Source organism: Pantoea sp. S61 (assembly GCF_016625145.1).
Taxonomy (GTDB): Bacteria; Pseudomonadota; Gammaproteobacteria; order Enterobacterales; family Enterobacteriaceae; genus Pantoea; species Pantoea rwandensis_B.
Genome location: NZ_JACVUO010000014.1, coordinates 8,457 through 26,645, shown reverse-complemented (window position 1 = coordinate 26,645; position 18,189 = coordinate 8,457). Strand labels below are relative to the sequence as shown.

At 58.0% G+C, this 18,189-nt stretch carries 1 protein-coding gene; it reads right to left on the bottom strand.

All coding sequences use genetic code 11. The features are described from left to right. Positions 1–39: 39 nt before the first annotated feature. On the bottom strand, positions 40–17,937 hold the full coding sequence (locus IAE30_RS21760) for an Ig-like domain-containing protein (protein ID WP_234472838.1): 17,898 nt from the start codon (positions 17,935–17,937) through the stop codon (positions 40–42). Positions 17,938–18,189: the final 252 nt, after the last annotated feature.

The following is an 18,189-nucleotide window of genomic DNA, read 5'->3' as shown; positions in this document are numbered from 1 at the left end:
TCCATGAGCCCTTACTGCATCCTTGCTACGCGCGGTCCCTTATGCCGTGTGAGTCTGGTGCGGTTGCTGCAGCAATTCCTCCAGTGAAACGTTGACACCTTCCAGCGTTATCAACTGGGTACTGCTGTAACCCGTACCGGTACCGTCACGGTCAATTGAGAGCACGGTATTGCCATCTGAAGTATGATCCACTTTCACGAAATCATTAATATTACTTGTGGAATCATTCCAGCCGATTAGCAAGTTACTGATGTCAATTTTGTCGCCTTGCGCAACATTGAAGTCGGTCCAGGTATCGTGACCGTTCCCTCCCGTTGAGTCTGCACTCGCCAACAGGTGATACACCAGGGTATCGGCACCTGCACCGGTGGTGATGGTGTCGTTATACGCACCGCCGGTAATAGTGTCAGCCCCCGCCGTTCCTGTGATGGTCGGATGCAGGTCGATGGTGAAGGAGTGCGTGGTGATGGTGCCATCGCTTGCTGCCAGCGTGTAGCTGAACACCTCTTTATGCAGCAGGCTTTGTCCATCAACCCCTGCATTAAGCGTATAGGTGTAGCTACCGTTGGCTGCAATACTCAGCACACCATAGTCCCCGGCAATCGACGTGGTACCCACGCTGTGAACCGTTGTGACATCACCGTGTTCATTAGTGATACTCAAGGTTCCGGTATGCGTCGTCGAGTCACCGTAGATACTGCCGCTGGCATCGTGATCACCGGTTGAGGTGGTTTCCGCCAGCAGGCTGTTCACTGTGAGCGATGTCGCCGCACCGTTATGCAACGTGACCGTCAGGGATGCTGAAGTCACTGCACCACTGGAATCCCTCACCGAATAAGTGAAGGTGTCGGTGGTTGGCAAGGTACTGACGTCCAGCCCCGCCTTCAGCACGTAGGTGTAGTTACCGTGCGAATCGATGGTCAGCGTACCGTAGGTGGTATTGATCACCGTGTTGCCCGTCGCGGCGACGGCACTGCCCGACACCGTAGTCACCGCAGTACCGGTTGGTACCGTACCCGCGACTGAGCTGGTGTCGTTTGTCAGCAGGTTACCTGTCACCGTTGAGGAAACCGTCACCGCATCCAGCGTGGTATCCGTCACCGTCGTGATCGTCGTGGTTGGCAGCACGGCAATACCGCCACTCGAACCAATCACCACCGCATAGGTACCCGCGCCGAGTCCGCTATAAGTGACGTTGGCACCTGTCTGAGTACCAATCGACAGCAATGTGGTCGCCAGATAGTTTGATGTCACGCTCTTCAGCGTCCAGGAACCATCTGAGTTCTGCTGGTAGAGGTACAGCGAGTAAGTCGATACCAGCGCAATACCACCAACCGAACCGTGCAAGGTCACTGTACGGGTATCACCCGTGCCCACGTTGAAGGTATAAGCGTTACCGTTAGACAGAACGCCTACTCCCAGCAGTGTGCCGAGGTTCACCGTGGCCAAAGCCGCATGCGAGACGCTGGTGGTGCCGTTATTCACCGTTTGCGTGGTTGTGCTGTAGTCCACCTCATTGGTGTCGTTGGCGGCCACGATACGAATCACCCCGGTTAACGATGCGGATGGTGAGACGTTGCCCGCACGGTCAGTCTGGATAACGGACAGTGAAGCACCGGTGGTTTGTGCGGTGCTGAGAGTCACCGACCAGGTGCCCGCCGCGCCGACTGTCGTGGTACCCAGCGAGTTACCGTTAGCATCACGCACCGACACCGTATCGCCCACTTCACCACTACCCGTTACGGTGGTACCCGCCGCATTAATCGCCAGGTTAGTCACCGCCACCGGTGCCACGGTATCGATGTTCACCGTTGCCGTGGTGTTGCCGCTACTGACGTTACCCGCCGCATCCGTGACGGTGGTGCTCAACGGATGCGCACCGTTCGCCAGAACCGCAGTGGTGTAGGTCCATGCACCGGAACTGCCTACGGTGATGGAGCCGAGAACGGTCGCGCCATCATAGATGGTGACAATCGCACCCACTTCCGCCGTGCCACTCAAGGTTGGCGTGCTGTCTTTGGTGTAGGCGCCATTGGCCAGCGTCACCGGCGTGGTGCCGGTATCGTCGGTAATGGTCAGCGTACTTGCCGTTGGAGCTACGGTGTCCACACGCAGCGTGGTCGAGGCCGTTGGACTGGTGTTACCTGCCGCATCGGTCTGCGATACGTTGATGGTGTGCGTACCGTTGCTCAAGGTGGTGGAGATAAAGCTCCAGGTGCCGTTACTGCCCACCGTAGTCGTGCCGAGCAGCGTAGTGCCATCATAAATATTGACGCGTGCACCGACTTCACCGTTACCGGTCAAGAGTGGCGTGCTGTCATTGGTGGCACCATTGTTCGGAATCGTCACCGCTGTACTGCCGTTGTTGTTCGCTGCAACCAGACTGGTTACTGCCGCTGGAGCCACGCTATCGACAATCACCGTGGCTGACGTGGTGCCGCTGACATTGCCTGCTGGATCCGTCACGGTGACATTGATCGGGTGGCTACCCTGCGTCAATACCGTCGTGGTGTAGGTCCATGCGCCACTGCTGCCCACCGTCAACGTGCCCAGCAGCGTCGTGCCGTCGTAGATCGACACTTTGCTGCCCACTTCCGCCGTACCGCTCAGGGTTGGCGTGGTGTCATTGGTGTAACCGCCGTTTGCCACCGTGGTGTTGGTGATGTCGTTGGTAATCACCAGGGTTGATGCCGCTGGAGCCACGGTATCCACGGTAATGGAGACCGTTGCGGAAGCTGCACTGGTGTTACCCGCTGCATCGGTCACCGTGACGCTCAACGGGTGGGTACCGTTACTCAACGTGGCCGTGGTGAAGGTCCATGCACCGTTGGTCCCGGCAGTCACAGAACCCAGCACCGTTGTGCCGTCATAGATGGTGACAATGGCATTCGCTTCTGCGGTACCGCTCAAGGTCGGCGTCGCATCGTCGGTAACGGCGCCATTGGCCAACGGTCCCTGGCTCGCACCAACATCATCGTTGATCACCAGGTTGGTGACCGCATTCGGTGCCACAGTGTCGATGGTCATCACGGTTGATGCATTCGGGCTAACGTTGCCCGCCGCATCTGTCTGGGTGACATTCAACGTATGGCTGCCGTTGCTCAACGTGGTGGAGATGAAGCTCCAGGTGCCGTTGCTGGCGACGGTGGTGGTGCCCAGCAAGATTGTACCGTCATAGATACTGACCTTAGCCCCGACCTCACCCGTACCGCTCAACAGCGGCGTGCTGTCATTGGTGACTCCGTTATTCGGAATCGTCACCGCCGTGCTGCCATTGTTATTGGCCGCCACCAGGGTAACCGCTGCCGGAGGCGTGGTGTCGATAACCACGGTGGCGTTGGTTCTGCCACTGACGTTACCGGCTGCATCCGTGACCGACACGCTGATGGTGTGCGAGCCTTGCGTCAAGGTCGAGGTTGTGAAGGTCCACGCTCCCGAACTGTTGGCGATAGCAGTACCCAGCGTCGTTGTACCGTCATAGATAGTCACACGACCACCGGCTTCCGCCGTACCACTCAGCGTTGGCGTAGTGTCGTTGGTGGAACCCCCGCTGGCGACCGTGGTGTTGGTGACATCGTTGGTGATCACCAGCGTTGCGGTATTTGGCGCCACGGTATCCACGGTGATGGTGACCGGTGTTGAGGATGGGCTGACGTTACCCGCCGCATCTTTCACCGTCACGCTCAGTGGGTGGCTACCATTACTCAATACCGGGCTGACAAAGCTCCACGCGCCGGTACCGCTGGCGGTAGTGGAACCCAGCACGGTCGTGCCGTCATACACCGTGACAATCGCGTTCGCCTCAGCCGTACCGGTAAGGGTTGGCGTGTTGTCGTTGGTAGAACCGCCGGTTGGCACCACTGTGCTGGTGTTATCGTTGGTGACCACCAGGTTGGTGACGGTGTTAGGCACCACCGTATCCACGATGAAGTTGGTGGAAGCGGCAGGACTGACGTTACCCGCAGCATCGGTCGCGGTCGCGGTGATGGTGTGCGCACCTTCAGTCAGGGTAGTTGAGGTCCAACTCCACGCGCCCGTACTGCTGGCCGTCACAGAACCGATCTGCACACCGCCGTCGAAGATTTTGACGACGCTGTTCGCTTCCGCGGTGCCGCTAAATGCAGGCGTGTTGTCGTTGGTGCTGGTCCCTGCGCCAATCGCTACTGCGGTACTGCCGTTGTTATTGGCCGCCACCAGAGTGATGGTCGGAATTACGGTATCGATATTCACCGTCGCACTGGTGGTCGCGCTGATGTTACCTGCCGCATCCGTCGACGTGACGCTGATCGGGTGTGAACCCTGGCTCAGAGCCGCAGTGGTATAGGTCCAGTTTCCAGAAGCACCGACAGTGATGGAGGTAAGCAGCGTGCTGCCATCGTAAATCCTGACGATGCTGCCCACTTCCGCCGTACCGCTCAGGGTTGGCGTGCTGTCGTTAGTCGATCCACCGTTTGGCACCGTAGTATTGGTGTTGTCGTTAGTGATGACCAGCGTCGAAGCATTCGGCGCCACGGTATCGACAATCACGGAAACCGGGGTCGATGCCGGACTGACGTTACCCGCTGCGTCTTTCACTGTGACACTCAGCGGATGTGTCCCGTTGCTCAATGCCGGGCTGACGAAGCTCCATGCACCGGTGCCGCTGGCCGTAGTGGAGCCCAATACTGTCGTGCCGTCATACACCGTGACAATCGCATTCGCCTCAGCCGTACCGGTAAGGGTTGGCGTGTTGTCATTGGTTGAACCGCCGTTTGGCACCGTGGTGCTGGTGACATCGTTGGTGACCACCAGGTTAGTGACCGTGGCAGGCACGGCGGTATCCACCGTGAAGGTGATGGACGCATTCGGACTGATGTTGCCCGCCGCATCGGTCGCCGTCACGTTGATGGTGTGGCTACCGTCAGCCAGCGTGGTGGATGTCAGACTCCAGGCACCGTTGCTGCCTGCGATAACAGAACCGAGCAGGGTTCCGCCATCGTAGACCCTCACCACACTACCCGCTTCCGCCGTACCGCTGATGGCTGGCGTGTTGTCGTTGGTGCTGCTGCCTGCGAGAATCGCCACCGGCGTACTGCCGTTGTTGTTCGCCGCTGCCAGGCTCGCTACCGCCGCCGGAGGTGTGGTATCGATCACCACCACAGAAGAGGTGGTACCACTGACGTTACCTGCTGCATCAGTCACCGTGACGTTCAGCGTATGAGAGCCCTGCGCCAGTGCCGTTGAGGTGAAGGTCCATGCGCCGGTGCCGCTGGCAATCGCCGTGCCCAACAAGTTAGTACCATCGTAAATCGAGACGCGACCGTTGGCTTCCGCCACACCGCTCAGTGTTGGCGTGGTGTCGTTGGTCGAGCCACCGTTGGGGACGACGGCCGTGGTGTTATCGTTGGTGACCACCAGTGACGTCGTTGCCGGCGCCACGGTATCCACCACCACAGTGAAGTTAGTGGCCGTACTGGTGTTGCCCGCCGCATCACGCACGGTGACACTCAGTGGATGCGATCCTTCACTCAGTGCTGCAGTGGTGAAGGTCCAGGTGCCACCGCTTCCGACGACGACCGAGCCGAGAACGGTGGTGCCCTCAGAAATCACCACAATGTTGCCCGCCGTCGCGGAACCGCTCAGGGTTGGCGTGTTGTCATCGGTAGATGCACCACTCGTCAACGGACCCTGTGAGGAGCCCACGTTGTCGTTCACCACCAGGGCTGTCACCGGACTCGGCGCGCCTGTCACCACGGTAAAGGTAATCGAAGCATTCGAGCTGGTGTTGCCCGCCGCATCGGTCGCCGTTACGTTGATGGTGTGTGCGCCATCAGCCAGCTGAGTAGAGGTGTAACTCCACGCACCGGTGGTGGCATTCGCTGTCACCGATCCGAGTAAAGTCGTGCCGTCATAGATTTTGACAACGCTGCCCGCTTCCGCCGTACCGCTCAACGCTGGCGTGTTGTCGTTGGTGCTGCTGCCTGCGGCAATTGCCACCGGCGTACTGCCGTTGTTATTGGCGGCAGCCAGACCCGCGACAGCAGCCGGTGGAGTGGTATCGATCACCACAGTCGACGACGTAGTACCGCTGACGTTGCCTGCCGCATCTGTCACGGTGACATTCAGCGTATGCGAGCCCTGCGTCAATGCCGTTGAGGTGAAGGTCCATGCCCCTGTCGCACTGGCAATCGCCGTACCTAGCAGCGTCGTGCCATCGTAAACGGAGACGCGGCCATTGGCTTCTGCCGTGCCACTCAGCGTTGGAGTCGTGTCGTTGGTCGCACTATTGTTTGGCACCACCGTATTGCCATTGGCGTCATTGGTGACCACCAGAGTTGTGGCGTTAGGTGCGATGCTATCCACAGTGAAGTTCACAGCAGAGGAGCGAGGTCCAACGTTACCCGCAGCGTCAGTCACTGTGACGCTCAAAGTATGTGCGCCCTGGCTCAGGGTAGGCGATATGAAGGTCCATACGCCAGTGCCGCTGGCAGTGGTGGATCCCACAACGGTGTTGCCGTCATAGATAGTCACTATACCGTTAGCTTCCGTGGTACCAGAGAGCTGCGGAGTGCTGTCATTGGTGATGCCGTTATTGGTAATCGCAACCGGTGCGCCGCCATTGTTATTGGCAGCCGCCAGGTCGGTCACGGCTACTGGTGCAACAGTGTCGATGGTGAAGGTGATGGTTGCAGAGGTGTCCCCCGGGTTACCCAGTGAATCAACGGTAGTGACATAAATCGCGTGTGCACCATCTACCAGCGTTGGATTGAAGCTCCACTGGCCGCTTGCGCCAACAGTGAGACTTCCCAGCACCGTATTGTTGACATCGTGGATGGTAATAACATCACCCGGATCCGCAGAACCTGTCAGCACAGGCGTACCATCTTTGGTGTTCGCACCATTAGCCAGCGTGACAGGCGTACTGCCGCTGTCATCGGTGATAACCAACGTACTGGTGGTGGTCGGCAATCCTGCAGAAATGTTCAGCGTGAATGCCGGAGTACTTGCAGCGCTGACGTTGCCAGCCTGATCCGTCACCGTAAAGGTGAAGCTATGGCTACCGTTTGATAACCCTGCCGGTGGCGTGAAGCTCCATGCACCACCTGTTGCCGTCGCGGTTCCTAGTAGCGTTGTACCATCATAAACTGATACCGTACTTCCAGCCTCCGCTGAGCCGCCGAAAGTCGGTGTATTATCATCGGTGGTTTGGCCAGACGTCAGGTTACCGGTGCTGCCACCTGCATCATCACTCACCACCAGGGCACTCACTGTAGTCGGAATACCCGTATCAATATTGACGCCAATCGCTGCAGTTTGAGCGCTAGTGGTGCCAGCAGCGTTGGTGACTGACACCGCATAATTGTGGAGACCGTCAGTTTGCGTGCCCGTTTCATAGCGCCATACGCCGTTGCTCGCTACCGTGGTGGTACCCACTTGCACACCATCCACAAAGATATTGATAGTGGTACCTGCGACACCGGTGCCGCGGAGCACTGGTGTGTTGTCGTTGGAGTAGCCATTGTTCGCTACCTCGACAGGCGTGGTGTTGGCGTTGTTATAAATCGCAAAAGTCAACACTTGCGCTGGTGTCGAGGTATCCACAGTCAGCGTTGCAGAAGCATTGGAGCTGACGTTACCTGCCGGGTCAGTGACATTGATGGTTAGCGAATGCGTCGCATCGGTCAGTGTTGTGGTCGCCACACTCCAGTTGCCATTGGTATCTGCCACTGCAGTACCCAGCACGGTGGTACCCTCATAAACCGTTACGGTTGATCCCGCTTCCGCCTTACCGCTGAGCAGTGGTGTACTGTCATTGGTGGTGCCGCCATTGGCAATGGTAGTCGGGGTGCTACCGCTGTTGTTTTGCAGCAGCAGATCGCTAATCGGCTGCGGCGGTGTGGCATCGATGCGAACGACAGTCGGCGCCGAAGTACTCACGTTACCCACTTCATCGGTCACGGTGACAGTCAGAGTATGCGAACCGTCGGTCAACGTTGGCGAGGTAAAGGTCCAGGTCCCGCCGCCGGTTGCCGTGGTCGAGCCGATCACCGTGGTGCCATCATAAATGGTCACCAGACTGTTCGCCTCGGCGCTACCACTCAGTGAAGGCGTGTTGTCATTGGCTAATCCGTTGTTGGCCACGACCGTAGAAGTGATGTCGTTGGTCACCACCAGCGTTGGTGTATCTGGCGGAGTGGCATCCACAGTGAAGTTAACGGTATCGGCAGCCTCGCTGGTATTGCCTGCCGCATCGGTCGCCGTCACACGCAGCGTATAGGCGCCGTCATCCAGCGCTGGCACGCTAAAGCTCCACTGGCCATTACTACCCACAGCCGTACTACCCAACACAGTCGTGCCATCAAAGATCCGGATAATACTACCCGCCTCTCCGCTGCCACTGAGGAACGGCGTGCTGTCGTTAGTGGTGCTTCCACTCGTAATCGCTACTGGCGTAGTACCGTCGTCATTGCTGGCAGTAATCGCACTTGGTGCCGCAGGAGGTGTGGCATCAATCACCGCACTAATGGTGGTGGTACCGCTCACGTTACCAGCCGCATCAGATGCACTGACACTGAAGGTATGAGAGCCGTCCGCCAGCGCAGTGGGTGGCGTAAAGCTCCATGTGCCACCGGCAATAACGGTTGTGGATCCCAATACCCCACTGGCATCAGAGATGGTGATGATGCTGCCCACCTCCCCGTTGCCGCTCAGCACTGGCGTGCTGTCGTTGGTCAAACCGCCGTTTGGAATGTTAATCGCACCATCAATGTTGTTGGTCAGCACCAGGTTGGTGACCGATGGCGGTGCCACGGTATCAATGGTGACGTTCACAACGTCGCTGATCGGGCTGGTATTGCCGGCCGCATCCTGCACCACCACGCTCAGATTATGGGTACCATCTGTCAATGTTGGTGAGTAACTCCAGTCACCACTGCCATCCGCGATAACCGTACCGAGAACGGTATTGCCATCAGAGATAATAATGGTGCTGTTGGCTTCCGCTGTACCGCGCAGAACCGGTGTACTGTCATTGGTCGTGCTGCCGCTCGTAACAGGCACTTCTGTGCCGCTGTTGTTATTGGCGAGCGTAAGACCTTGCGCTGCGTCCGGTGCTTCACTGTCCACGGTAAAGGTCAGGGTTGGGGAATTAGCACTGGTATTACCTGCCGCATCCGTCACCGTCACACTCAGATTGTGTTCACCTTGACCCAGGGTGTCGGTGGTGAAACTCCAGTTACCACTGCTGCCTACCAACACCGAGCCGATTTCGCCAGCACCGTCATAAATTCTGACGATACTGCCAGCCTCGGCACTGCCGGTTAGTTGTGGCGTGGTGTCGTTGGTAAAGCCGTCTGCTGCAATCGGCACCAACGTACTGCCTTCGTTGTTGTTGACGGTCACGCCTTGCGCCACATCCGGCGCTTCAGTGTCAATATTGATCGTGACCACAGCAGAAGCCGGGCTGACGTTGCCCGCTGAATCAGTCACCGTAATGGTCAGTGGATGCGCACCATCATTCAGCGTATCCGCTGTGAAGCTCCACACGCCCTGCGCATTGGTGGTGACGCTACCAATCGCCGTATTGCCATCATAAATGGTCACCAGGCTGTTAGCCGTAGCGGTACCACTCAACACTGGCGTGTTGTCGTTGGTATAGCCGTTGTTCGCTACTGTCTCCGTTGGCAAGACATCGTTATTGGTGACCACAAAATCTGGCGTAGACGGAACAGAAGTATCCACCGTTATTGTCACCGCATTACCCGCAGCACTGACGTTGCCCGCCGTATCGGTGGCGGTGGCAGTCAGCGTGTGAGCGCCGTCGGTCAGGGTCTGAGTCGTGAAGTTCCAGGTACCGCCGGTGCCAGCCTGAGTTGAACCGATCAGGGTGGTGCCATCGTAAACTTTGATGATACTGCCCGCTTCCGCCGTGCCGCTCAGGGATGGTGTATTGTCGTTGGTCACTCCGGTTAGCGTATTGCCACTGTCATCTTTCGCCACCAAATCACTGATAGCGTCAGGTGCGATGGTATCTACGTTGAAAGTAATGCCAGCAGAAGGTGCACTGCTGTTTCCTGCGGTGTCTGTTGCGGTAGCCGTCAGAGTATGGCTGCCCTGGCCCAGTGCTGTAGTCGGCTCGAAGCGCCAGATGCCGTTGGTACCGACAATCGCCGTCCCCAGAACCGTACTGCCATCACGAATGGTCACGGTAGCGCCAATTTCGCCCGTTCCGCGAATAACAGGTGTGGAGTCATTGGTGGTGCTGCCCGCAGTGATCACCACGGCAGTACCGGCGTTGTTATTGCTGAGGCTGGTCACCACCGGAGTCGCTGGTGGTGTGCTGTCCACGGTAAAGCCAATCGCCGCTGATGGTGCACTGACGTTGCCCGCAGCATCGGTAACGGTGGTGGTAATACTGTGCACCCCCTCGCCCAATGCCAATGTGGGTGTAAAGGTCCAGGTGCCGCCAGTGCCCACCACTACAGTGCCCAGCACATTACTGCCATCAAGGATGGTGACAGTCGTGCCCACTTCAGCGGTTCCGCTCAGTACTGGCGTATTGTCATTGGTGACACTTCCCGCGGTGATGGGTACAGCAGTGCCGCTGCTGTCATTACTTAACTGCACGGCACCGGCGGTGTTAGGTGCCTGGGTATCGACAGTAAAGGTGATCGCCGTAGAAGGTGCACTGCTGTTGCCTGCTGCATCTGTCACGGTTGCGGTGAGACTGTGCGCCCCCTGACTGAGCACAGGTGAAGTGAAGCTCCAGGCGCCACCCACTGCGACCTGCACACTGCCGAGCACGGTATCGCCATCACGCACGGTGATGATGGTACCCGCCTCTGCTGTTCCGCTCAGTACCGGCGTGGTGTCATTGGTCGCGCCACCTGATGTGATCGGAATCGCACCACCGCCGTTGTCATTGTTCAGTACCACTGCATTGGCCGAATCAGGCGCAACGGTATCCACGCTGAATTCAAATGCAGGTGATTCAGGACCGGCGTTGCCGGTTGAATCGGTGACGATGGTAGTCAGACTGTGTGTGCCCTCAGCCAATGCGGCCGCTGGCGTAAAGCTCCAGTTACCATCGCTGCCAACAATCGCGGTACCAATCGTGGCGCCATTGTCTTTCACTGTGACGATACTGCCTGCTTCAGCGGTACCGCTGAGTACTGGTGTAGCGTCGTTAGTGGCACTGCCTGCAGTAATAGGCACCGCCACACCCGTTGAATCATTACTGAGTTGCAGATCGCCGACTTCCCCCGGAGAGGTGCTATCGACAATGACAATCACCTCAGAGGTTGGCGCACTGCTGTTTCCTGCCGGGTCAGTGACCACGGTGGTCAGACTGTGGCTGCCCTCCTCCAGCGGCGTTGTGGGTGTGAAGCTCCAGGTACCACCGCTGCCGACCACGACAGAGCCAAGCACGGTGGTCCCTTCGGAGATGGTAACCGTACTGCCGACTTCAGCAGTTCCGCTCAGGGTTGGCGTGGTATCGCTGGTGGATCCGCCTGTGGCAATTGGCGTGCCGTCGTCGGTGGTGAACTGCAGCCCTCCTGCCGCTGCAGGTGCTTGTGTATCCACGGTGAAGGTGATGGCTGGTGAGGCCTCGCTCACGTTACCTGCCGGGCTGGTCACCGTCGTGGTCAGACTGTGATCGCCCTGGCTCAGCGCTGGCGTAGTGAAGCTCCAGGTCCCGCCAGCGCCTACAACCACAGTGCCCAGAACCGTGGTGCCATCCAGCACGGTAACAGTGCTGCCAACATCGGCTGAACCGGTTAACACCGGTGTGGTGTCATTGGTCGCGCCATTGGTAATCGGTACCGCCGTACCGCTGGTGTCATTGTTCAGCACCAGCCCACTAGCAGGTTCAGGCTGCGTGGTGTCCACGTTAAAGGTAATCGGTGTGGTTTCCGGACCGGTGTTGCCGGCCGGATCCGTCACAGTGGTCGTCAGGCTATGCGAACCCGACTCCAGCGGCGTCGTTGGGGTGAAACTCCAGCTACCATTGCTGCCAACGGTGACCGAACCAATCTCCGTGCCGTTGTCAGAAACTTTCACCGTGCTGCCCGGTTCAGCGGTACCACTCAGGACTGGAGTGGTGTCATTGGTGGTGCCATCTGCGGCAATAGGAACTGGCGTGCCGCTGCTGTCATTGTTGAGCTGCAGACCACTCGCTTCTTCAGGTGCTGTGGTATCGACCGTGATGACGATTGGCGAAGATGGCGCACTGGTATTGCCTGCCGGGCTGGTGGTGGTCGCAGTAATACTGTGACTGCCTTCGCCTAACGGCGTCGTTGGCGTAAAGCTCCAGGTGCCACCACTGCCCACCACCACGCTACCCAGCACCGTGCCACCATCAGAGACGGTGATCGTGCTGCCTGCCGCTGCCGAGCCACTCAGAACTGGCGTGACATCATTGGTCGCCGCACCAGAGGTAATCGGTACAGGGGTGCCGCTCTCATCATTGCTCAACGCCACATTACCCGGTGCAGCAGGGATAGTGGTATCCACGGTGACTGAGATGGGTGCGCTTGCCGCGCCGGTATTGCCCGCAGGGTCAGTCACGGTCGTGGTCAGACTATGGCTGCCATCGCTCAACGGGGCCGATGGCGTAAAGCTCCAGTTGCCGTCATTACCCACCGTGGTCGAGCCAATCACGGTACCGTTATCAGACACGTTAACCGTGCTGCCAGGTTCGGCACGACCACTCAGCACCGGCGTGGTGTCATTGGTGGTGCCGCCAGTGATCGGTACTGCGGTGCCGCTGGAATCATTGCTCAGCAGCACACCGGATGCTGCAGCGGGCGCGGTGGTGTCGACTGTCACAATGACGGGCGTACTAGCCGGTCCGGTGTTACCCGCCGGATCGGTGACGGTTGTGGTCAGGCTATGACTGCCATCGCCCAGCGGCGTGGTTGGGGTATAGCTCCAGGTGCCATCGCTTCCGGTCGTGGCGGTGCCCAATACCGCGCCGCCATCAGAAACGGTTACCGTACTGCCCGGTTCTGCGGTGCCGTTCAGGGTTGGCGTGTTGTCATTGGTGCTGCCGCCAGAAGTAATAGGCGTGCCACCCTCGTTAGTGAGTTGGACATTGCCAGCCGCTGCCGGAGGCTGAGTATCGACGGTCACGGTAACAGGCGTTGAGGACGGACTGGTGTTGCCCGCGGGATCCGTCACCGTTGACGTCAGACTATGGTTGCCGTCGCTTAGAGGCGGAGTGGTGTATGTCCAGGTGCCATCGCCACCGACTGTGGTGGTACCAATTACCGTGGTGCCATTGGAAATGGTTACGGTACTGCCAGGCTCACCACCACTGCCGGTGAGGGTTGGCGTGTTGGTGTTAGTGCTGCTGCCTGAAGGGATCGGATCGCCATCCCCATTTGTCAGTCCAACATTGGTTGGTGCCGTTGGAACAGCAGTGTCGATAGTGACATTAATGGTAGGGGTATTTGTTATCGCACCGGTTGTTGGATTTGTCGCTTGAGCGTGGAAGGCGTATGTGCCGTCAACTAAAGCAGATGGCGTAAAGCTCCACTGCCCATCGCTGCCTGCCGTCACCGAGCCCAACACGGTCGTGCCGTTGAAGATAGTGATCAGGTCGCCCGCGCCCGCCAGACCGCTTAACACCGGCGTGGTGTCATGGGTGCTGGAGTTATCCGTCAACTGAACAATAGTGCTGCCGCTGTCATCTGACACGACGATCAGATCGTTGGTTGCAGGTACACCCGCATCAATGTTGACCGTAAAGGCCGGGGAAGCTGGGCTGACGTTGCCCGCTGCATCGGTCACCGTGGTAGTGAAGTTATGCTGGCCGTTAGTCAACGGTGATGCTGGCGTGAAGGTCCAGCTACCATTGCTGCCTACTGCAGCCGACCCTAGCAGCGTGGTGCCATCGTAAACTTTTACGATGCTGCCCGCTTCCGCTGTACCACTCAAGGTAGGTGTGCTGTCATCGGTAGTTGCACCCGATGTCAGTGGACCCGTGCTACTACCCACATCATCGGTCACCACCAGACCACTGACAGCAGCGGGTGCAGTGGTATCTACACTGAAGGAGATCGGCGTGGTTGCCGGGCTGGCGTTACCTGCCGCATCCGTCACGGTGGTGGTCAGACTGTGGTTGCCTTCACCCAGTGCCGGGGTAGTGAAAGTCCAGGTGCCGTTACTGCCGACCGTCACCGTACCCAGAACGGTGCTGCCGTCACGAACCGTGACAACGCTACCCGCCTCCGCGCTACCGCTCAACACGGGAGTCGGATCATTGGTGACGCTACCTGCGGTGATAGGAACGGCGGTGCTGCCTGCATCGTTATTCAGCTGCAATCCGCTGGCGGCATCCGGTGCAATGGTGTCGACGGTGATATTGAGTGTGGCAGTTGGCGTTACGTTACCTGCCGCATCGGTAATGGTGCCATGCAGCGCGTGCGCACCATCCGACAGGGTGCCAACTCGGAATAACCATTGGCCATTGCTACCCGCCGTTGTGCTACCGAGCAGCGTACCTCCATCATACAAAGTGATGATATTTCCCGGACTCGCCACACCAATCAGCACCGGTGTAGGGTCATTGGTACTGGCACCATTGGTCAACGGTTCGACGGTATTCCCATTGTCATCAACACCCTGCAGTGAAGTGGTAGCTGCTGGCAATCCGGCTTCGATATTCACCGTAAACGGCGGGCTGGTTGGCCCCACGTTACCGGCTGCGTCTGTGGCGGTGATGGTGAAAGTGTGGCTGCCATTACTCAGTGCTGGGGTGGTGAAGGTCCAGGTGCCGTCCGTATTCACGGTCACATTGCCCAGCAAAGTGGTGCCATCATAAATACTTAACAGCGCGTTCGGTTCGCCCGTGCCACTCAGCGTTGGCGTATTGTCATCAGTGACATCTCCTGATGCCAATGCACCCTGTGAGTCGCCAACATTATCGGTGACCACTAAACCGCTTACTGCGGCAGGCGGTGTGGTGTCTACGGTTAACGTAACGGGTGTCGACGCTGGGCCGGTGTTACCCGCCGCATCGGTGACCGTCGTGGTCAGGCTATGGCTACCGTCACTCAGAGCTGGCGAGGTGAAGCTCCAGCTGCCATTACTCCCCACTGTCGCCGTACCCAGCACATTGCTACCATCACTCACTGTGACGATGCTTCCCGGTTCTGCCGTGCCGCTGAGTACTGGGGTATTGTCGCTGGTCGTGCCGCCTGCAGCGATTGGCGTAACAACACTTCCGTTGTTGTTACTCAGTTGCAGATCGCCTGCCACTGCGGGCGCGACGGTATCGATGGTGATGTTGATGGTAACGGAATTGGTGGGGTTTCCGGTGCTATCGGTCGCCACGGCATGGAAGGCATAAGTACCATCCGCCAGCGAAGCCGGGGTGAAGCTCCATTGTCCATCTGAACCCGCCGTGGTGCTGCCCAGCAGTGTAGTGCCGTTGTAAAGCGTGATGATTTCCCCGGCCGCCGCCAGGCCGCTCAGGACTGGTGTTTTATCATGCGTGCTGGAGCCATCTGGCAGAACTTTCAGCGTGCTACCGCTATCGTCGGTGACTTGCAGCGTACTGGTGGTTGGTGGCACTCCCGCAGCAACAGTGATGCCAAATCCGGTGGTTGCCTGGCTGACATTTCCCGCCGCATCAGTCACCGTGGTGCTTAACGTATGGCTGCCGTTGCTCAGAACTGGCGTGGTGAAACTCCAGCTGCCACTGCTGCCGACTGCAACACTTCCCAACAACGTCGTGCCATCGTAAATTTTTACGATACTGTTCGCTTCGGCGTTACCGCTAAGAGTCGGCGTGTTGTCGTCAGTCGTTGCTCCAGCCGTGAGCGGCCCGGTGCTTGCGCCGACATCGTCAGTGACGACCAGATTACTAGCAGCCGCTGGCGCCTGGGTATCGACGGTGAAGGTGATAGGATCCGATGCTGCGCTGGTGTTACCTGCAGGATCGGTCACGGTGGTGGTAAGACTGTGGTTACCCTCTGAGAGGGTTGGGGATGTAAAGCTCCAGCTGCCGTTGCTGCCCACTGTGGCGGTGCCAAGTACGATCGTACCATCACGAACGGTAACGGTGCTGCCAGGTTCCGCTGTGCCGCTCAGCACTGGATGAGAGGTATTGGTTGCCCCCCCTGAAGCAATGGGCTGCACGGTACCACTGTCGTTATCACTCAACTGCAAGCCCGCTGCTGCACTCGGCACCACTGTATCGATGGTGATGACAATGATCGGCGTTTGCGTCACGCTGCCATCGCCATCGGTATCAGTGACAGAGGCATGGAAGCTGTAAGTGCCATCTGAAAGTGCAGCTGGCGTGAAGCTCCACTGTCCATCCGGGCCCGCCACCACACTGCCAATTTCTGTCGTGCCGTTGTAGAGGGTGATCAGTGCACCGGCAATGGCCAGCCCACTCAGCGTTGGCGTGCTGTCATGGGTGCTGGCGCCATTAGCCAGCTGCACCAGAGTGTTGCCGGTGTCGTCGGTAATTTCCAGTGAGGTGGTGGCTGGAGGCAGCCCAGCCTGCACATTAAAGTCAAACGCATCAGAAACCGAGCTGACATTGCCGGCAGCATCAGTCTGCGTCACGGTCAGACTGTGTGAACCGTTGCTGAGAGCTGGCGTGGTGAAGCTCCAGGTGCTATCGCTACCGACCACCGCCGTGCCAATCAGAATGTTGTTGTCATAAACACTGATCACCGCGCCTACTTCACCATTTCCGCTCAGGGTTGGTGTGCTGTCATCCGTTGTTCCGCCGCTGGAAACCTGTGAGGCCGTACCGTCAGCATTTCCGCTTAAGGCCAGACCCGTGGCGCTGGTTGGTGCTACGGTATCGACCGTGAAGGTAATAGTGGTCGCTGCACTGGTGTTGCCCGCCGCGTCTGTTGAGGTGATGCTGAGAGTATGACTACCCTGATCTAACGCGGGACTGGTGAAACTCCAGCTGCCGTTGCTGCCTACGGTGACGCTGCCCAGAACGGTATCGCCATCGCGAATAGTGATAATACTCCCCACCTCGCCTCGGCCGCTCAGCACTGGTGTGGTGTCATTGGTTGCGCCGCCGTTCGTGATGGGAATCACCACCGAGCCGGCGTTATTCCCGACACTAAGATCACTCACCGCTTCTGGCGCAGTGGTATCCACAGTAAAGGTGATCGGATCGCTGGCGGCGCTGGTATTGCCAGCCGCATCGGTCGCGGTGACGGTCAGGCTATGTGAACCGTCTGGCAACGTTGGGGAAGTGAAAGTCCAGGTGCCATTCGCGCCCACCACGGTGGAACCCAGCAGCGTTGTGCCATCATAAACGCGAATAATGGCCCCGACTTCGCCGTTACCACTTAAGGTTGGAGTGTTGTCATCAGAGACTGATCCGGTGGTGATTGCGCCCTGATAGGGACCAACGTTATCACTGACCACCAGGTTGGTGACTACGGCTGGAGGAGTGGTATCGCCTCCACCATTGTTGCCGCCACCGTTATTACCGCCGCCGTTGTTACCACCGCCGTTATTACCACCACCGGTGCTACCGTCACTGACTGCGGCATTACCGCCGCCACCGCCCGCCGAACCGGCAAACATCGCGCCCAAGCCTGCCAGAGCTGCACCACCGATACCGAAGGCCGCAATCGTGCCATCATTGGTGGTGTTCTCAGCCAATAGCCCTTCGGTGCTGTCGATGTTGACGTACTGGAACCCATCAGTGCCCGGATCTTCAACCCACCACAGCGCACCTTTGTCGTCCTGCAGCACCAGGTCACTGTCGCCTGCTGCCGTATAAAAGTTATGAATAACAACTACTTCACCAGATTTTGTGGTGACGACTAAATCATTACCATTGCGTGTGAAAGACTTAATATCTGATTGATTAAGGTGAAGTTTAACTACGCTTGGCGCAGATAAATTGACCTGGCTGCCACTGACTTCAGAAGCAACCGTCCCACCTTTAGGAGTGATAGAGATATTATTCATGTTATCGAAATCCCGCGCAGTTATTAAATTCCATAAAAACGCCCGGTATCCGCAGATACCGGCTTCAATGGCGAATAATCCAAATGACTATTCACTTCCTCTCTTGGTCGATTTCATAAAAACTCATGATGAAATCGCGCTGAGCCGAGTTAAGCCTCCATCCCGAGAGAGGGTTGGGTTTATTTTTCAGCGGAACAAAGGGGGAAATGCCTCTATTTTCCAATGGGCGAGCACAAATCAAGTTGAATGCAA